The organism is Pseudomonas sp. DF5 (assembly GCF_058148225.1).
In genome coordinates this window covers 134,028-152,771 of sequence record NZ_JBYVYM010000004.1, presented here as the reverse complement: position 1 = coordinate 152,771, position 18,744 = coordinate 134,028, and the positions used below count along the sequence as shown (strand labels likewise).

Below are 18,744 nucleotides of genomic sequence, written 5' to 3'. Positions count from 1 at the left end.
GTCGTACACAAATTTTGTGATCGACCTCTCCCCCGTGGGAGCGGGCTTGCTCGCGAAGATGCCAGAACAGGCGCCGCAGGGTTTAGGCCAACTGACTGCGCAACTGCCGCGCCGCCGCCACCATGTTCACCAGCGCCGCCTCTGTCTCCGGCCAGGCCCGGGTCTTCAACCCGCAGTCGGGGTTGACCCACAACCGCTCGGCAGGAATGCGCTTCACCGCTTTGCTCATCAACTTCACCATCTCGGCCGTGTCCGGCACCCGCGGCGAGTGGATGTCGTAGACGCCAGGGCCGATGTCGTTCGGGTAGTCGAAGGCTTCGAAGGCCTCCAGCAATTCCATATCCGAGCGCGAAGTTTCGATGGTGATTACGTCGGCGTCCATCGCCGCGATGGACTCGATTACGTCGTTGAATTCGCTGTAGCACATGTGGGTGTGGATCTGGGTTTCATCGCGCACGCCGGAGGCGCTCAAGCGGAATGCTTCCACCGCCCAGTCGAGGTATTCCTGCCATTGCGCCCGACGCAGCGGCAGGCCTTCACGGAACGCGGCTTCGTCAATCTGGACGATCTTGATGCCCGCAGCTTCCAGGTCGACCACTTCATCACGCAGGGCCAACGCCAACTGCTGCGCCTGGATTTTGCGCGAAACGTCTTCGCGCGGGAACGACCACATCAGCATGGTCACGGGACCGGTGAGCATGCCTTTCATGATCTTGTCAGTCAGGCTCTGGGCATAGGTGATCCAGTCGACGGTCATGGCGTTCGGGCGACTCAGGTCGCCGTAGATGATCGCCGGCTTGACGCAGCGCGAACCGTAGCTCTGGACCCAGCCGAAACGGGTGAACAGGTAGCCGTCCAGTTGCTCGGCGAAGTACTCGACCATGTCGTTGCGCTCGGCTTCACCGTGCACCAGCACGTCCAGCCCCAGGCGTTCCTGGATTTTCACGGCGTGGCGGATTTCGCTGTGCATGGCATCGGTGTAATCGTTGGCCGAAAGTTTGCCTTGCTTGAAGGCCTGACGAGCCAGGCGGATCGAACCGGTTTGCGGGAACGAGCCGATGGTGGTCGTCGGGAATGCCGGCAGCTGCAAGCGCGCACGCTGCTGCTCGATCCGTTTGGCAAACGGCGAATGGCGTTGGCTGTCTGCCGCGCCGATGGCGTTGATGCGGGCCTGAACATCCGCCTTGTGGATACGCGGCGATTGGGCGCGGCTGGCCGCAATGGCACGGCTTTCAGCCAGGGCGGCTTGCACCTTGGGCGCTTGCGGATCGTTCAGGGCATCGCGCAGCACGGCGATCTCACCGCATTTCTGCACGGCAAACGCCAGCCAGCTTTTCAATTCGGGGTCGAGTTTGTCTTCACGCGCAAGGTCCACCGGGCTGTGCAGCAGCGAGCAGGAACTGCTGACCCACAAGTTATCGCCAAAGCGCTCCTGGGCAAATTGCAGCTGGGCCAGCGCCTGCTCCAATTCGCAGCGCCAGACGTTGCGGCCATTGACCAGCCCCACCGAGAGAATCTTGTAGGTTGGCAGACGATCCAGCACCTGGCCCAATTGCTCCGGCGCCCGCACCGCATCGATGTGCAAGCCTTGCACCGGCAGCCCGACGGCCAGCCCGAGGTTGTCTTCCAGGCCACTGAAGTAGGTGGCCACGAGTTTTTTCAGCGGCGAGTATTGGAGGATGTGGTAAGCGCGCTCGAAGGCGTTTTTCCAGGCTTGTGGCAGGTCGAGGGTGAGGATTGGCTCATCAATCTGTACCCACTCCACACCTTGGGCGGCGAGGCGGCCAAGGATTTCGCCGTAGACCGGCAGCAGGCGTTCAAGCAGATCGAGTTTGTCGAAGTCGTTGCCTTTGGCTTTGCCCAACCACAGGTAGGTCAGCGGCCCGATGATCACCGGCTTGACGTTGTGGCCCAGCGCCTTGGCTTCTTCGACCTCATCGAACAGCTGCTCCCAGCTCAGTTTGAACTGTTGGTCTGCGCTGAACTCCGGGACCAGGTAGTGGTAGTTGGTGTCGAACCACTTGGTCAGTTCCTGGGCGTATTGCGCCTTGGCATGTTCGCCGCCGCAGCAGGTCGCGGTGGCACCACGCGCCATGGCGAACAGGGTGTCGAGGGTCGGCAGGCCGCGCTCATCCCTGGCGCCGTCGAAACGCTCGGGGATCACGCCGAAGGTCAGGGAGTGGGTCAGCACCTGGTCGTACCAGGCGAAGTCGCCGACGGGTAGCAGGTCGATGCCGGCGTCTTTCTGCAATTGCCAGTGGGTGGCGCGCAATTGGCGGCCGACGCTGTTCAGCGCGTTCTGATCGAGATCGCCCTTCCAGTAGGCTTCGAGGGCTTTTTTCAGTTCACGGTCAGCGCCGATGCGCGGAAAACCAAGGGTGTGGGCCTGAGCCATGGTGAGTTCTCTCTATTAAGGATGCTGTAAAACATGGCGCTATTGTCGACAGCTCACCCAACATGAGACAAACTCAACCTTTTCGTGTTGATCACAAGTTTTCCTCATGGAGCCCCCGGTGCTTGAAATCCGTCACCTGAAAACCCTGCACGCCCTGCGCGAAGCCGACAGCCTGGTGGATGCGGCCGACCGCCTGCACCTGACCCAGTCGGCGCTGTCCCACCAGTTCAAGGAGCTGGAAGAACGCATGGGCATGCCGCTGTTCGTGCGCAAGACCAAACCGGTGCGCTTCACCAGTGCCGGTTTGCGCCTGCTGCAACTGGCCGACGCCACCCTGCCGTTGCTGCGCAGTGCCGAGCGCGACATTGCACGGCTGGCCGGTGGCACGGCGGGGCGTTTGCACATGGCGATCGAGTGCCACAGTTGCTTCCAGTGGCTGATGCCGACCATCGACCAGTTCCGCGATGCCTGGCCGGAAGTCGAGCTGGACCTGGCTTCGGGTTTCTCCTTCGCCCCGCTGCCGGCGCTGGCCCGAGGCGACCTGGACCTGGTGGTGACCTCCGATCCGCTGGAACTGGTGGGCATCACTTATGTGCCGTTGTTCACCTACGAAGCCATGCTCGCAGTGGCGAACCAGCACCGCTTGGCGAACAAACCCTACATCGTGCCGGAAGACCTGCTCACGGAAACCTTGATCACCTACCCGGTGGAACGCGATCGGCTGGACATCTTCACCCGCTTCCTGGAGCCGGCCGACATCGAACCGGCGCAGGTGCGCACCTCGGAACTGACGGTGATGATGATGCAACTGGTGGCCAGCGGTCGCGGTGTCTGCGGCATGCCGCATTGGGCGCTGCATGAATACAGTTCACGGGGTTACGTGAAGGCCAAGCGACTGGGGGAGAAAGGCTTGTTCGCGACGTTGTATGCCGGGATCCGCGCCGACATGCTGGATGCGCCGTACATGCGCGACTTTTTGCTGACGGCCAAGGACACGTCGTTTTCGACGCTGGATGGGGTTAGTGCCGTCCGATAGAACGATCAAGGCTCAGGGGTGATCTCGCGCCACATGTGGATCTTGTCGAAGTAGTCTTCGCCGACCCGCACCGCCAACGGTTCCAGGCCAAACTGCACGAAGCCGCAGCGCTGATACAGCCTGAAGGCGGCTTCGTTGCCGGCGGTGACGGTCAACTGGATCAGCCTCAGGCCTTGATGACTCTGCGCTTCAGCCAACGCGGCCTGTAACAGTTGATAACCGAGCCCGCGCTGGCGCACCTTGCCGGTCACGTACATGCCAAACAGCGTCGCCTTGTGCCGGGCCTTTTCCCGAGACTCGAAGGCCAGGCCGACGATGCCTGCCAGTTCCCCTTCCTCGAACGCCCCGAGCACCCGGTCCAGCTTGCTGGTCAGGCGCGACTCCCACCACCCCAGCGGCATAGTGGCGCGCTCGCGCACGCTGGAAGTGAACGCCTGGGGATGCGAGTCGTAGGCTTCGAGCATCAGCGCCCGATAATCCAGGGCATGACTGGCATCAAGCCGCTGAATCCACATGTTCAGGCCACTCGCCGCTGCTCAAACATCAACCGCACCGCCAGCCCGGACAGGACGAAGCCCATGAAATAGCGCTGCATCGCCAGCCAGTTCGGGTTGTTGACGAACCAGGAGGCGATGCCTGCGGCGAACAGCGCGATCAGCAGGTTGACGCTGAAGCTCACGCTGATCTGGGTCAGGCCGAGGATGATGCTCTGGTTGAACACCGAACCGTGCTCAGGGGAAATGAACTGCGGAAACACCGACAGATAAAACACCGCGATCTTCGGGTTCAGAGCGCTGGTGAGAAAACCCATCGTGATCAATTTGCGTGACGAGTCCGCCGGCAACTGCTGCGCCTCGAACGGCGAACGCGCACCGGGCTTGACCGCCTGCCAGGCCAGCCACATCAGGTACAACGCACCGGCCCACTTCAGCACCTCGTAGGCCACCGGCACGGCCATGAACACCGCGGTCAAACCCGCTGCAGCAGCGAACAGGTGCACTAGAAATCCCGCGACCACACCCAGCAATGACGTCACCCCGGCCTTGCGTCCCTGGCAGATGGAACGGGAGATCAGGTAGATCATGTTCGGCCCCGGCGTGAGTACCATCAGCAACGCCGCGGCGGCAAAAATCAGCAAGTCTTGAAGTGGAATCATGGGCATCCTGTCCTTGAAGTCAGAGGGTCTGGGTGATCAGGCGGTTTCGATCAGTGAAGCTCGATAAAACGGCAAGATCAGGTCTCGTGTCAATGGCGCCAGCGTGAGATCGCCGTCGGTGGCCGGGTCGATCCAGCGCACCTCTTCGATTTCCGCCGCCGGGCAAACGTCAGAATCGATGGTCAGCTGAAACAGTTCGGCCTGTACGACAAAACCCGGCTCGTTGGCGGCCGGTGCCGAGAATGGCCCCAGGTAGGTGGCGTGCGCCGGATCGATGACCAGTCCCAATTCCTCCTCCAGCTCACGGGCCAGGGCGTGGACCGGTTGCTCATGAGCCTCGATCTTGCCCCCCGGCTGCATGAACGCCTGGGTGCCGCGCTTGCGCACCAGCAAGGTGCGACCGTCGGGGCCGATCAACAGGGCAGCGGCAATGTGGATGATGCGGGGCGAAGCGGCAGATGAAAGCGTCATGGATCAGGATTGGCCTTGGGTAAAGGCGCAAGGATCACATGAGCGCCGGCTTTTCGTCACGTCGAAAAGCACTGTGGCGAGGGGGCTTGTCGGAACGCCACACCGCCCCGTTTGAGTGCGTAGCACTCACAAGATCTCTGGTACATCAGAGTTTTTGGGGCTGCTTCGCAGCCCAACGGGAGCAAGCTCCCTCGCCACAAGAGCCCGCTCCCACTGTTGATCAGTGCTGAAAGCTCAACTCGTCTCGAGAATCGCCACTTCCTCCGGCACTTTCACAAAAATGCTGTACTTGGCACCTTCCATCGCCTCGAACGCGATCAGTTTCTCCACCAGCGGCCCGTTCAACACCTTGCCGGCATTGAGCAGCAGCATGCCGTTGTCGGCATTCAGGTTGCGCGCCAGGATCATGCCCGCCGCCAGGTCCCGGGTGGTCAGCACCTTGACCGTCGGATCGGCCAGCGTCACATCGCTCAGGTAAGCAGCACAGACCTTAATGAAATCCTCCACCAGTTCCGGGTCATAGAGCCGACCGGCGTACTGGCGGATATACACCAGGGCTTCATCGCTGTTCATCTGCCGTTCGAGGATCAGCCCGCGCTGCAACTCGATGAAATCCACCGCCAGTTTCAGCAACCGCGAACCGAGCGGAATGGCCTCGCCCTTGAGCCGATCGGGAAAACCGCTGCCGTCCCAGCGCTCCTGATGATGCAGGATCAGCCGCGCGGCATCCTTCATCGGATCAAGGGTCATCAGCAGCGACTCACTCTGTTTCGGATAACCCCGATAGCGCTCGCGGTCATTGTGATGCAGCAGATCCGAAGGCGTGCTCATCATGCTGTCGGTCCAGCTCAATTTACCGATGTTGTAGAGCGCCGCCGCCATGGTCAGGTCTCGACTGGTGGCTTCGTCCAGGTGATGGAGTTTGCAGTACACCCGCACCAGTTCGATGATCTGCCGGTTGGTCTGCTTGGCGGGTGGAAGGCGCAGGTTGGCCAGCAACGAAAACACTTCCGTGCCGGTGACATAGCTGCGTTTGAGCTCTTCGTAAGCCAGGTCCAGCATGTCAGCGGTCTGTTGCAGCTCGCTGGTGCGGGCCGCGACGTGTTTTTCCAGGGTGGTGTTGAGCAGCTTCAGTTTTTCGTTCTGGTCCCACGTCTCCTGCACCAGACGCAACCGCTCACGCTCGGAATACTGATAGGCCAGCGATTGCCGCAGCGTCAGCAGCATTTCCTCATCGTGCCAGGGCTTGCTGATGTAACGATGGATCTGCCCTTCATTGATGGCTTTGATAATGGCCGAGGGGTCGGCATAACCGGTCAACATGATCCGGGTGGTGTCGGGGTAGCGCTGATGGACGTGGGCCAGCAGCGTGGCGCCGTCCATATTGGGCATTCGCGCGTCACTCATCACCAGATCGACCGACCGCTGCTCCATGATTTCCAGGGCCTGGGCACCGCTGGTGGCCAGCAGCACCTCATAGGGCTGGCTGCGTAGCAGGCGGCGCAGGCTGTTGAGAATCGACTCCTCATCGTCGACCAGCAGTAACGTGGGTTTATCGGTCACAGTCGTGGGGAGCTGCTCTTCCATGGCGATACCTCAAGTGAAACCAGCCTCTTTATGTCAGGCGCGAAAAAACTTCCTCTGACTTTCCCGAGCCTGAGCTACAGGCTAGATGATTTTCCGACCGACTCCGCAAATGATTCGTTTCAGTCAACCGGGCGAATATCCGACCGGACGACTATGCTCAGGTCACTCGGATCCAAACGATGCCCGCTCCGTCCAGCACTCAGGGAAGGGATACCCTCTATGAGCCCACCGCACCAAACCGCTCTCGGTACAGGCGCATGTCAGTGAATACGCTGCTTGCGCGGACTAATCGTCGGATTCTCATCGTCGACGACACCGCGTCGATCCACGAGGATTTCGCCAAGATTCTCAGCCCGTCATCGATCGAAGACGACAGTCTGGCCAGCGCTGAAAACGCCCTGTTCGGCACCCCCGTGTCGGTATCGTCGCAAGGTTTTATCATCGAATCCGCGTTTCAGGGCCGTGAGGCGCTGGACAAGGTCGAGACCGCGCTGGCGAATGACTCGCCCTACGCGATGGCCTTCATCGACATGCGCATGCCGCCGGGCTGGGACGGCCTGGAAACCATCGAACGCCTGTGGCAGGTCGATCCCAAGCTGCAAGTGGCGCTCTGCACCGCGTATTCCGACTATTCCTGGGAAGACATCGACGAGCGCCTGGATCTGGGCGATCGCCTGCTGATCCTGAAAAAACCGTTCGATGCCATCGAAATCCGCCAGATGGCCAGCGCATTGACCGCCAAGTGGCAAATGACCGAAGACGCGGCGCTGAAAATGTCCCTGCTGGAACAAGCGGTCGAGGAGCGCACCCGGGAGCTGTCCGACGCCAACATCATCGTGCAGAACAGCCCGACCATTTTGTATCGGCTGCGGGGCGAACCGTCGTTTCCATTGATGTACATCTCCCACAACATCACCAAATACGGCCATATCGCGGCGGCCCTGGTGGCTTCGTCCAACTGGGCTCAGGAGCTGATCCATCCCGACGATCAAGAGAAAGTCGACACGGCCATGGCGCGGGTGCTGGACCGTCATGCAGCCGGTGCTTCCATCGAGTTCCGGATGCGCACCGGCGGCGGTGACTGGCGCTGGGTCGAAAACCGCTACATTCCGGTGCGTGACGATGAAGGCCGCTTGCTGGAAGTCGAAGGCATCATCATCGATATCACCGAGCGCAAACTGGCCGAGGAAAAGATTGCCCTGCTGGCCCGCACCGATGGGCTGACCGGGCTGGCCAACCGCGCGACGCTGATCGAGCGCCTGCATCAGGCATTCGCCGCCGCCCGGCGCGGGGCCACTCCGTTCGCCATGTTTTACCTGGACCTGGATCACTTCAAACGCATCAACGACACCCTGGGCCACCCGGTGGGCGACCTGCTGTTGCAGGAAGTCGCCCACCGGATCAAAACCTGCGTACGGGAAAACGACGTGGTCGCCCGCCTGGGGGGCGACGAGTTCGCGATACTGCAACTGGATGTCGGCGACCCGACCCAATCCGCGGCCCTGGCCGCCAAGGTGCGCGATACGCTGGTGCAGCCCTACTCCCTGGCCGGCAATGCTGTGCGGGTCTCGGTCAGCATCGGCATCAGCAGCTACACCCAGATCAGTCTCAGCGCCGACAACCTGTTGAGCCAGGCCGACATGGCGCTGTATCGCTCCAAGGAAAAGGGTCGCAACCAGTACCACTTCCACTCCGAGGAAATCAATCAGGAGGTGGTCGAACGCATGACCATCGCCAACGACTTGAAGACGGCCATCGAACGCGACGAACTCGAACTGCGTTACTGGCCTGAAGTGGACCTGAGCAGTGGCAAGATCCTCGGCATGGAAGCGCAGGTCAGCTGGAATCACCCGATACGCGGTTTACTGGAAGCCCCCGCATTTCTGCCCACGGCGGAAAAGACCGGCATCATCATTGCCCTCGGTCGCTGGGTGCTGGAGCGTGCCTGTCGGCAAATGCGCCAGTGGCGCGACGAAGGCATGGCGCCACCGGTGGTGGCGATAAAACTGTCCCTGGCCCAGCTCAAGAGTGGTCCCGAGCTGATCTATGACGTGTTGCGCACCACCGCCCACTGGAAACTGTGCCCATGGGACCTGCGTTTCGACGTCACCGAAGCGACCCTGGCCCAGACCAAGTGGACGCACAACGACATCCTGCCGCGCCTGCATGAGCTGGGGGTGAAGATCGCCATCGATGACTTCGGCACCGAATACTCTTCGTTCGACTACCTCAAGACTTACCAGGTCAATCATCTGAAACTCGCTCAGGCGTTCATCGACACCGCCGCCCACGACGCGGCCAGCGCCACCACCTTGCGAGCCATCATCAATTTCGCCCGCGACGTCGGGATCGGCATCATCGCCGAGGGCGTCGAAACCCAGGAGCAGCGCACTTCGTTGATGGCCACCGGCTCACCGATGAACGCCCAAGGTTACTACTACAGCAAAGCGGTCAGCAGCCAACAGGCCGCCGAGCTGCTGAAGGCCGGGAGCATCGTGCACGCGAATCACACTCCTGGGGCAATACCGGGCGATTCGCAACGTGCCACGGAGGACAAGGAATGAAAACTCCGTTCATCCAGGCCAACCGGCGCATTCTGATCATCGACGACACGCCCTCGATCCATGAGGACTTTCGCAAGATCCTGGGCGCCGATACCGACGATGAACACCCCCTCGCCGACACTGAAGCCGCGCTGTTCGGCACCCCGCAAGCAACCCGGCTGGTTTTCCAGCTCGACTCCGCCTACCAAGGCCAGGAAGCACTCAAACTGGTCAAGCGGGCCCAGGCAGAAGGTCGTCCTTACGCCATGGCGTTCACCGACATGCGCATGCCGCCTGGCTGGGATGGCCTGGAAACCATCGAACGGCTCTGGAAAGCCGACCCTAACCTGCAAATCGCGCTGTGCACGGCGTTCTCCGATTACACCTGGGAAGCCATGGCCGAACGGCTGGAGTTCGGCGATCAATTGCTGGTGTTGAAAAAACCTTTCGACAGCCTGGAAATCCGCCAGATGGCCAGCGCCCTGACCTGGAAGTGGCAGATGGCGCAGGACGCGGCGATGAAAGTGCTGAGCCTTGAGCAAACCATCGAAGCCCGGGTCCATGAACTGCTCAAGGTGTCTCATCTGTTGCAGTACGACGTGTTGACCGAGCTGCCCAACAGCACCTTGCTGGGTGACCGGCTGAACCAGTCCCTGGCCTTGTCCAGGCGCCATGACAAACAACTGGCGGTGATGTTTCTGGGGCTCGACCGCTTCAAGCGGATCAACAATGCGTTGGGCCACCCGACCGGTGACGAGATGCTCAAGCGTGTCGGGCAAAGCCTGGTGGCCTGCGTGCGCGCCTCCGACTCGGTGTTTCGCTATGGCTCCGATGAATTTGTGGTGATCCTGGCCGACATCCACCACCCACAACAGACCAAGGGCATCGCCGAAAAACTCTTGAACGCCATACGTGCGCCCCAGCACATCGCCGGCCATGACCTGAGCGTGACGGCCAGCCTGGGCATCAGCATCTACCCCAATGACGGTTTCGATGCCATCGCCCTGATCAAGAAAGCCGAAACCGCGATGCGCAACGTCAAGGAAAGCGGCCCAAACGACTTCAGCTTTTTCATTGATGAGATGAACCAGCGCGCCCGGGAACAGCAGACCATCGAATCGGGTATTCGCCTGGCGCTGGAACGGGACGAGTTTGTCCTGCACTACCAACCGAAACTCGACCTGGGCACCGGCAGGGTGGTCGGCGCCGAGGCGTTGATCCGCTGGCAAAAACCGGGGCACGGCTGGATCTACCCGACAGACTTCATCGGTGTGGCCGAAGACAGCGGCCTGATCGTGCCATTGAGCAAATGGGTGCTGGCCCAGGCCTGTCGACAAGCCCGCGCCTGGCAGGCGAATGGCCTGCCGGATCTGTGCATGTCGGTGAACGTGTCGGCCATCGATTTCCGCCAGCGGGATTTTGTCGAAGGCATCGAACAGATACTCCAGCAAACCGGTTTGGACCCCGCCTTGCTCGAGCTGGAAATCACCGAAGGCGTATTGATGCAGAACGTCGATGCCACGATGGTCGCGCTGAATCGACTCAAGGCTTTGGGCGTACGGCTGGCCATCGATGACTTCGGCACCGGTTATTCCAGCCTGAGTTACTTGCAACGATTTCCCATCGATGTACTGAAAATCGACCAGTCATTCATTCGGGGCCTGGGCTGTGACAGCAATGACGCGGCCCTGGTCGGTGCCATCATCAGCCTGGGCAAGAGCCTCAATCTGACGGTCATTGCCGAAGGGGTGGAAACCCTCGAACAACTGAATTTCCTCAAGGCCCTCCATTGCGAGGAAGGCCAGGGTTACTACTTCAGCAAAGCCGTGGAGCCGGACGCCTTCGTGCAATACCTGACATCCGTAAAACCCACCTCCTGAACGATGTGCAACGACACACAGGCCCTGCGCCAAGGAATCATAAGATGTCGCGCTCCTTCTGCTGCTTGCTCCTTGCACCTCTGCTCGGCTGTTGTCTGACAGCCAGCGGTGCACCGCTGGACGAACCGCTCAAACCCTTGCCTGCGGTGCCCGAGCAGAATCCCCTGCAAGTCGAACTCGGTCGTCGGTTGTTCAACGAACCACGGCTGTCGGTCAACAACAGCCTGTCCTGCGCCAGTTGCCATCGTCTGGAAATCGGCGGTGCCGACGACAAGGCGCTGTCCACTGGCTTCAAAGGCGAGCCCTTGACGATCAATACCCCAAGCGTATTCAACGCGAGCCTGAACTTCCGGCAATTCTGGAACGGCCGCGCCGACTCTCTGGAAACCCAAGCCCACGAAGTGGTGCAGAGCCCCAATGAAATGGGCAGTCATTGGGAGCATGTGGTCCAGATGCTGTCCGCCGACCCGGATTACAAAAGCGCTTTCACCAAGGCCTACCCGGACGGCGTCACCATGAACAATGTGCAAAGTGCCCTGGCCACCTACGAGCGCACGCTGATCAGCGCCAACTCGCGTTTCGACCAATACCTGTCGGGCGATACCGACATTCTCACGATCGACGAGAAGTACGGTTACCAACGCTTCAAGGACTACGGCTGCATTGCCTGCCATCAGGGGGTGAACATCGGCGGCAACATGTTCCAGAAGTTCGGGGTGATGGGCGATTACTTTCAGGCTCGAGGCAACCCCACCGAAGCCGATCTGGGCCGCTATCTGGTCACCAAGGCTGAAGAGGATCGCAACGTGTTCAAGGTGCCGAGCCTGCGCAATGTCGCCGTGACCGCGCCGTACTTTCACGACGGCTCGGCTAAAACCCTCGAAGAGGCGGTAGACGTGATGTTCAAGTTTCAGCTCGGCCGTGTGCCCTCTGACAAGGACAAGGACCTGATCATCAAATTCCTCAAGACACTGACCGGTGAATGGGGAGGCAAACCTTTATGAAAACCTTCCCCCGCCGCAACCTGGCGCTGCTCGCTGCCGTGGCCGTGCTGCTGGCCTCGACGCTGTTGTTCCTGTACCTCAAGTCCAGCTCGAACGAGACGTCGACCTACGCCGAATCCCGGGATTTGATCGGCCGGATCAAACAGTTGAATGCGCAATGGGAAACCGAGATTCTCAAGTCCAGGATCGCCATCAGTCACAACTACGATCCGCTGGTGGCACCGCTGAGCGAGATGACACGCCTGTGGCAGCTGTTCGAGACCATGGAGTCCAATCACGGCCGCAACGACCCCATCTGGCATGCCAGCCATGATGCATACCACGCCGCCATGCTGGAAAAAACCCGGTTGGTGGAACAGTTCAAATCCCACAACGCGGTGCTGCGCAACTCACTGGCGTTTCTGCCGACGGCCGAAGACGACATCCAGCAACCGCTCGCCCAATTGTCAGATGAAGACAAGCTGCAACTGCAGAACATCGCCACCGACACTTACGACTTGCTGCTCAGCAGCCTGGAATTCGCCCAGGTCACCTCCGACGATAAAGCGGCGGATATTCTGCTGGGGATGAACAAACTGGGGGTTAACAAGCAACGATTGCCGGAGCAGTTTCACAGCCCGATCGATATTTTGAGTAACCACGTCACCCTGATCCTGCGTGAGCAACCGGTGGTCAATCGGTTACTGGAAAACATCGAGGCCATTCCCGTGGCCGAACGGCTGGACGACATCACCGGCCTGCTGAACAAGGACCAGCAGCAAACCGATGCCATCGACCAGCGCTACCACTTCTACATGCTGGTGTTTTCGACGCTGCTGGTGCTGGTGCTGGTGTACCTGGCGATTCGCCTGATGCGCAGCTTCGGGGAGACTCAGCGGGTCAACAAGGAACTGCAAACCGCCAACGAAGTCCTCGAACAACGGGTCGAAGAACGCACCCGCGAACTCAAGGATACCCAGAGCGAATTGCTCGACACCGCGCGTCAGGCCGGCATGGCCGAGATCGCCACCAACGTGCTGCACAACGTCGGCAACGTGCTCAACAGCGTGAACATCTCGGCCGACCTGGTCACCCGAAGGCTGCGTAGCAGCAAGGCCCAGGGGTTGGGCAAGGCGATGCAGCTGATCAACGAACATCAAAGCGACCTTGGCACCTTTCTGACCCAGAACGAGAAAGGAAAACTGCTGCCCGGCTATCTGAATCAACTGGTTGAAGCCATTGCCCTCGAACAGCAAGGCATGACCGAGGAGCTCGCGCAGCTGAGCAAAAGCGTCGACCACATCAAAGACATCGTCGCCACCCAGCAGTCCTACGCGGGGGCCAACAACCTGGTGGAGCCGTTGTACATCAGCGAATTGCTCGAGGACGCCCTGCGCATGAACGCAGGCGCCTTGACCCGGCATCACGTCACGGTGGTCAAGGAGTACGGCGACGTACCGCAAGTGATGGGCGACAAGCACCGCTTGTTGCTGATCCTGATCAACCTGATCAGCAACGCCAAATACGCCATGTCCGACCTCAGCAACCGAGCCCGACAGATCACCCTTGGGGTAAAAGTCGTCGAGGACACGATCCTGCAAATCAGCGTCAAGGATGACGGCGAAGGCATTGCGCCGGAAAACATGACGCGGATCTTTGCCCACGGTTTCACCACCCGCAAGGAAGGCCACGGCTTCGGCCTGCACAGCTGTGCGCTGGCCGCGATCGAGATGAACGGCCATCTCACCGCCCACAGCGACGGACCGGGCAAGGGCGCCCTGTTCACCTTGCAGATCCCGTTGAACCCCGTCATGGAGGAAGCATGAGCGACCTATCGAACCGCCGCATTCTGCTGATCGACGACACGCCGTCCATCCATGATGACTTTCGCAAAATCCTCACCCCAACCTCGGCCAAACATGCCGAACTGGACGAAATGGAGGCCGCGCTGTTCGGCAGCGAAGTGAAATCCACCCAGCCTCTGTTCGAGCTGGATTCGGCCTATGGCGGCCAGGAGGGCCTGGGCAAACTCGTCCAGGCCTTACAGGAAGACCGCCCCTACGCCCTGGCCTTCGTCGACATGCGCATGCCCGAGGGCTGGGACGGTGCACAGACCATCGAACACCTGTGGCAGGAAGACCCGAGCCTGCAAGTGGTGGTGTGTACCGCCTATTCCGACTATTCGTGGGATGAACTGCTGGAGCGCCTGCACGCCCACGACCGCCTGCTGATTCTGAAAAAACCGTTCGACAATATCGAAGTCCAGCAGATGGCCAACACCCTGCTCACCAAATGGGACATGACCGAACGGGCGTCTATCCAGATGAGTCATCTGGAGCATCTGGTGGACCAGCGCACGACCCAATTCAAGCAGGCCAGCGAAGCATTGCAGCGGGAAATCGATGAGCGCAAACAACTGGAAAGCCAACTGGTGCAGTCGGAAAAACTCGCCTCGCTGGGGCAACTGGCGGCGGGTGTCGCCCATGAAATCAACAACCCCATCGGCTTCATTTCCTCCAACCTCGGCGCCCTCGATGGCTACTTCAAACAGCTGCAGACCATGCTCGATGCTTATCGGGAGGCAGAGGCTGTCATTACCTCAGGCGAAGTCCTCGAACGTCTCGGCCAGTTGCGTGAAAAGGTCGAGCTGGAGTTTCTGCGCGAAGACATTCCGCTGCTGATCAAGGAATCCAAGGATGGCATCAACCGTGTCGGGCAGATCGTCAAGGACCTGAAGGACTTCTCCCGCGTCGACTCCAATCAGGAATGGCAGTGGGCCAACCTTCAACAAGGCATCGAGTCGACGCTGAACATCGTCGCCAATGAACTCAAATACAAGGCCGATGTAGTGAAGGAGTATCAAACGCTGCCTGACATCGAATGCCTGCCGTCGCAGATCAATCAGGTGATCATGAACCTGATCGTCAACGCGTCTCAGGCCATGGGGCCGGAACGGGGCACCATCACCCTGCGTACCGGGCTTGAAGGTGAAACGGTGTCGATCGAAGTCGCGGACACCGGATCAGGCATCGAACCGGAATGCCTGCAGAAGATATTCGACCCGTTCTACACCACCAAACCGGTGGGCCAGGGGACAGGGCTCGGGTTGTCCCTGTCCTATGGCATCGTGAAAAAACACCGGGGCGACATTTCGGTACGCAGCAAAGTCGGCGTGGGTACCACGTTTCGGGTCGAGCTGCCGGTGCGCCAATCGAAAGCGGCTGTCTGACCAGCCGAACAAGGGATCAAATCTCAATCCAGGCTGTTTTCGTTTATTCTCCAGGCGCAGAATGCCTGACGCTCTGTGCTAACACAGGAAATCTCTGTGACGAGGGAGCTTGCTCCGCTGGATCGCGAAGCGAACCCAAAACAGGCAATGCGTTCAGTCAGACAAATCCCGTCAGCAGGTTTTGCGACTGCTGCGCAGCCGAGCGGGAGCAAGCTCCCTCGCCACAAAAGCCTGTATACCACGGTCCAACATGACCGAGTCCGAACCCAAGGAAACCGTATGAGCCTGTCACTCCTGAGCCGCTACGCCTTCTTTGCCGTCTGTGTGATATTCACCCTCGCCAGCCTGCCCTTCCTGGCATACGACTGGCTCTGGCCGATCGCCGCCGTCACCGGCGTCCTCAGCCTGGTGGGCCTGTTCGACCTGCTGCAAAGCCCTCATGCGGTGCGCCGCAACTACCCGATCCTGGGCAATATCCGTTATCTGGTGGAGGGCATTCGCCCGGAAATCCGCCAGTACCTGCTCGAATCCGACAGCGATGCCCTGCCCTTCTCCCGGGCCCAGCGTTCGCTGGTGTATTCGCGGGCCAAGAACGAGAGCGCCGACAAACCTTTCGGCACGCTGATCGACGTGTATCAGTCAGGTTTCGAATTCATCGGCCATTCGATGCGCCCGGCGCCGTTGAGCGACCCGAGCAGTTTCCGGGTGATGGTCGGCGGTCCGCAGTGCACCCAGCCGTACTCGGCATCGGTGTTCAACATCTCGGCCATGAGCTTCGGTTCCCTCAGCGCCAACGCCATTCGCGCGTTGAACCAGGGCGCCAAACTCGGCAACTTCGCCCATGACACCGGCGAAGGCAGCATCAGCCCCTATCACCGGGAAAACGGCGGCGACCTGACCTGGGAACTGGGCAGCGGCTACTTCGGCTGCCGCACCGCCGATGGCCGCTTCGACCCGGAACGCTTCGCCGCCCAGGCACAGAACCCGCAAGTGCGGATGATCGAAATCAAAATGAGCCAAGGCGCCAAACCCGGCCACGGCGGGATTCTGCCCAAGCACAAAGTCACCCAGGAAATCGCCGAAACCCGTGGCATCCCGATGGGCGAAGACTGCATTTCGCCGTCGCGCCACAGCGCGTTTTCCACGCCGATCGAAATGATGCACTTCATCGCGCAACTGCGTGAACTGTCCGGCGGCAAACCGGTGGGCTTCAAGTTCTGCCTGGGCCACCCGTGGGAATTCATGGGCATCGCCAAGGCCATGCTGGAAACCGGCATCCTCCCGGACTTCATCGTGGTCGACGGCAAGGAAGGTGGCACCGGCGCCGCGCCCGTGGAATTCACCGACCACATCGGCGTACCGATGCGTGAAGGCCTGTTGTTCGTGCACAACACCCTGGTGGGCCTGAACCTGCGGGACAAGATCAAACTCGGCGCCAGCGGCAAAATCGTCAGCGCCTTCGACATCGCCAGCGTCCTGGCCATCGGTGCCGACTGGGCCAACTCGGCGCGCGGCTTCATGTTCGCCATCGGCTGCATCCAGTCACAAAGCTGCCACACCAACAAATGCCCGACCGGCGTCGCCACCCAGGACACCCTGCGCCAGCGCGCGCTGGTTGTTCCGGACAAGGCCCAGCGCGTGTACAACTTCCATCGCAATACGCTCAAAGCCTTGGCCGAAATGCTTGCCGCCGCAGGTCTTGAACATCCTTCACAGCTGTCGGCCAAGCATCTGGTGCGACGCATGTCGGCGACCGAGATCAAGCTGTTTTCGCAGTTGCATGTGTTCCTCAAGCCAGGCGAGTTGCTCACCGGGGAAGTGAACGGCGAGTTTTATTCGCGGATGTGGCAGATGGCACGGGCGGATAGTTTTGAGCCTAATGAGGTGGTTGCAGCTTGATAAACCTCGAGACATAGGTCCCTGCCCCGTATGGCGCCACTGTCACCGGCAATGCCTGCCACCTAATTATAATGTTCACCACCTTCGATGATGTTTAGAACAATGTAACCTGTGCGACCGATGACATAAATACGATAAAAACGGCTGTTGACAACCGGGAAATCCTTCTCCGTATCAACAGCCGATAAAAAATCACGTTCTTCCATATAAAACACATTGGTAACTCCATACCTAGGCATCGTTTCAGCCAACAGTAGAAAATCGACATTAAGTATGTACCTCAAGACCGGCATCAAGTTAGTTACTCCACTCGCCGCCGAAAGCCAATCCTGATTGACAATAACCAGATTAAACCTCTCTACCTCTTTTAGCTTTTCATTAGAACTCACATCAAAAGTCAGCGTTTGAGCAACGCTAGCCCCGAGTAGTTTCTGAGCACTGAGCACGCGCCCATAGGCGTATGACAACGACAACATTGTAACCAGTGGTAGGGCGAGTAACATCGTGGCTCGCCAATGAATGCTATTGAGCGCCCGGTAACTCAGAAAGAACACAAAAACCAACGCACTTGAGAAACCGAGCATTAGCCTGGCGTTGTCATTGAAAAAATCAAAAACCATAGAAACGCCGGGTATCGATATCAATACCACCATTACAACAAACAAGCACAATACAAACAAAATAACTCTCTGCCAATAAGGGCTTTCAGCCCGAAACACAACAATAGCCAATTGCAAAAACCCAACAACTGCCAGAACCAGCAACAGCCAAAACAAACCAATACCTCCCTCACTATAAAACAATGAAATTTTTTCGCCGACAAGTTTTGCAATGCTTATCAGTTTATCAACACTTTCAACTTCTAGCGGGAGCAACGCCTTGCGTTCACCCGTCATAAACCGATAAGAACTCGCCAGATAAAAAACCACACCACACACCAACTTAGCAAATTGCTCCGCGCCCCAAGCGCACACTTTCTTTAAATCAGAATCTTTACCAACCACATTAAGAAACACTACACAACACAAGCCCGCATACACATTGATCAATATCTGATAAAAACTCAGTCCAGCACAAACGAGCCCACCCGATACCACTATTCGTTTCGCGACCGACGCATTCTTGTAAGTTACCGAATACACCACCGCAGCAAGTCCTAGCGCCATTCCGGGACCGTCATATTGATAAGACAAATTCTGCAAAAAAAAAGGACTGTACCAAAGCGGTAATACGACGAAGCACGCCGCTAGGGTCGGTTTTTCGAACAGATCCATAACCATGGACTTCAGTGCTAAAGACATGACTACAACCGAAACAAGCATAGGCAGTGGAAACAGGTTGGGCGCGCCCCGAGTGAGGGACAAACCTTGGTAAAGCCACTCCGTCAATATCCGGCCACTGGTTTTCCATTCCGTCCCGGCATACTGCGCCCGCCAAACGTCGTCAATGTAAAGATAGTCCGCCAAAATCAATGGAAAAATGTGCACCAGAAGAGCCATAAAAAAGAAACGCTGCACAGCTCGAGGCGCCAGCGCTCTGTTCATGTCACCTCCTTGCCGCCAAAA

13 protein-coding genes are annotated in these 18,744 nt (G+C 59.1%); 7 read left to right on the top strand and 6 right to left on the bottom strand.

Annotation, left to right across the window (positions count from 1 at the left end; translation table 11 throughout):
* Positions 1–82: 82 nt before the first annotated feature.
* The gene (gene metE, locus AC30D7_RS05510) at positions 83–2,395 is read right to left on the bottom strand and encodes a 5-methyltetrahydropteroyltriglutamate--homocysteine S-methyltransferase (protein ID WP_490133363.1); all 2,313 of its coding nucleotides are present in this window, start codon (positions 2,393–2,395) and stop codon (positions 83–85) included.
* Positions 2,396–2,513: 118 nt separating this feature from the next.
* On the opposite strand from metE, the gene metR reads away from it, so the two are divergent.
* Positions 2,514–3,431, top strand: coding sequence for a transcriptional regulator MetR (gene metR / locus AC30D7_RS05505; RefSeq protein WP_105345031.1), 918 nt, complete (start codon positions 2,514–2,516; stop codon positions 3,429–3,431).
* 5 nt (positions 3,432–3,436) lie between these two features.
* On the opposite strand, the gene AC30D7_RS05500 is transcribed toward metR, so the two are convergent.
* The 4 genes from AC30D7_RS05500 to nosR form a co-directional block, all read right to left on the bottom strand.
* On the bottom strand, positions 3,437–3,946 hold the full coding sequence (locus AC30D7_RS05500; protein ID WP_018926628.1) for a GNAT family N-acetyltransferase: 510 nt from the start codon (positions 3,944–3,946) through the stop codon (positions 3,437–3,439).
* A gap of 2 nt (positions 3,947–3,948) precedes the next feature.
* A complete protein-coding gene (locus AC30D7_RS05495; protein WP_064616303.1) occupies positions 3,949–4,587 on the bottom strand; it encodes a LysE family translocator in 639 nt (212 codons plus the stop codon).
* 36 nt (positions 4,588–4,623) lie between these two features.
* Positions 4,624–5,058, bottom strand: coding sequence for an NUDIX hydrolase (locus tag AC30D7_RS05490; protein ID WP_018926630.1), 435 nt, complete (start codon positions 5,056–5,058; stop codon positions 4,624–4,626).
* Between the two features lie 234 nt (positions 5,059–5,292).
* Positions 5,293–6,645, bottom strand: a complete 1,353-nt coding sequence (gene nosR / locus AC30D7_RS05485) for a response regulator c-di-GMP phosphodiesterase, NosR family (protein WP_018926631.1) — start codon at positions 6,643–6,645, stop codon at positions 5,293–5,295.
* A 257-nt stretch (positions 6,646–6,902) separates the two neighbouring features.
* On the opposite strand from nosR, the gene AC30D7_RS05480 reads away from it, so the two are divergent.
* From AC30D7_RS05480 to AC30D7_RS05455, 6 genes are all read left to right on the top strand, one after another.
* Positions 6,903–9,209 (top strand): GGDEF/EAL domain-containing response regulator, encoded by a 2,307-nt coding sequence (locus AC30D7_RS05480; protein WP_490133362.1) that lies wholly within the window; start codon positions 6,903–6,905, stop codon positions 9,207–9,209.
* Positions 9,206–11,068: a putative bifunctional diguanylate cyclase/phosphodiesterase gene (locus AC30D7_RS05475; protein WP_490133361.1), complete on the top strand. Its 1,863-nt coding sequence runs from the start codon at positions 9,206–9,208 to the stop codon at positions 11,066–11,068. Before AC30D7_RS05480 ends, AC30D7_RS05475 begins: the two co-directional genes overlap by 4 nt.
* A gap of 44 nt (positions 11,069–11,112) precedes the next feature.
* Positions 11,113–12,072: a cytochrome-c peroxidase gene (locus AC30D7_RS05470; RefSeq protein ID WP_490133360.1), complete on the top strand. Its 960-nt coding sequence runs from the start codon at positions 11,113–11,115 to the stop codon at positions 12,070–12,072.
* Positions 12,069–13,877, top strand: coding sequence for a DAHL domain-containing protein (locus tag AC30D7_RS05465; RefSeq protein WP_490133359.1), 1,809 nt, complete (start codon positions 12,069–12,071; stop codon positions 13,875–13,877). Before AC30D7_RS05470 ends, AC30D7_RS05465 begins: the two co-directional genes overlap by 4 nt.
* The gene (locus tag AC30D7_RS05460; RefSeq protein WP_490133358.1) at positions 13,874–15,280 is read left to right on the top strand and encodes an ATP-binding protein; all 1,407 of its coding nucleotides are present in this window, start codon (positions 13,874–13,876) and stop codon (positions 15,278–15,280) included. The genes AC30D7_RS05465 and AC30D7_RS05460 overlap by 4 nt, the downstream gene beginning before the upstream one ends.
* Before the next feature lie 279 nt (positions 15,281–15,559).
* Positions 15,560–17,179, top strand: a complete 1,620-nt coding sequence (locus AC30D7_RS05455) for an FMN-binding glutamate synthase family protein (RefSeq protein ID WP_490133357.1) — start codon at positions 15,560–15,562, stop codon at positions 17,177–17,179.
* Between the two features lie 62 nt (positions 17,180–17,241).
* Here the strand turns inward: AC30D7_RS05455 and AC30D7_RS05450 are convergent, their stop codons facing one another.
* Positions 17,242–18,723 carry a glucosyltransferase domain-containing protein gene (locus tag AC30D7_RS05450; protein WP_490133356.1) on the bottom strand — a complete coding sequence of 494 codons (1,482 nt, stop codon included), beginning with the start codon at positions 18,721–18,723 and terminating at the stop codon, positions 17,242–17,244.
* Positions 18,724–18,744: the final 21 nt, after the last annotated feature.

Coding starts and splice junctions, on each gene's coding strand:
- metE (WP_490133363.1), bottom strand. CDS start 2,395: ATGGCTCAGGCCCACACCCTTGGTTTTCCGCGCATCGGCGCTGACCGT.
- AC30D7_RS05500 (WP_018926628.1), bottom strand. CDS start 3,946: ATGTGGATTCAGCGGCTTGATGCCAGTCATGCCCTGGATTATCGGGCG.
- AC30D7_RS05495 (WP_064616303.1), bottom strand. CDS start 4,587: ATGATTCCACTTCAAGACTTGCTGATTTTTGCCGCCGCGGCGTTGCTG.
- AC30D7_RS05490 (WP_018926630.1), bottom strand. CDS start 5,058: ATGACGCTTTCATCTGCCGCTTCGCCCCGCATCATCCACATTGCCGCT.
- nosR (WP_018926631.1), bottom strand. CDS start 6,645: ATGGAAGAGCAGCTCCCCACGACTGTGACCGATAAACCCACGTTACTG.
- AC30D7_RS05480 (WP_490133362.1), top strand. CDS start 6,903: ATGTCAGTGAATACGCTGCTTGCGCGGACTAATCGTCGGATTCTCATC.
- AC30D7_RS05475 (WP_490133361.1), top strand. CDS start 9,206: ATGAAAACTCCGTTCATCCAGGCCAACCGGCGCATTCTGATCATCGAC.
- AC30D7_RS05470 (WP_490133360.1), top strand. CDS start 11,113: ATGTCGCGCTCCTTCTGCTGCTTGCTCCTTGCACCTCTGCTCGGCTGT.
- AC30D7_RS05465 (WP_490133359.1), top strand. CDS start 12,069: ATGAAAACCTTCCCCCGCCGCAACCTGGCGCTGCTCGCTGCCGTGGCC.
- AC30D7_RS05460 (WP_490133358.1), top strand. CDS start 13,874: ATGAGCGACCTATCGAACCGCCGCATTCTGCTGATCGACGACACGCCG.
- AC30D7_RS05455 (WP_490133357.1), top strand. CDS start 15,560: ATGAGCCTGTCACTCCTGAGCCGCTACGCCTTCTTTGCCGTCTGTGTG.
- AC30D7_RS05450 (WP_490133356.1), bottom strand. CDS start 18,723: ATGAACAGAGCGCTGGCGCCTCGAGCTGTGCAGCGTTTCTTTTTTATG.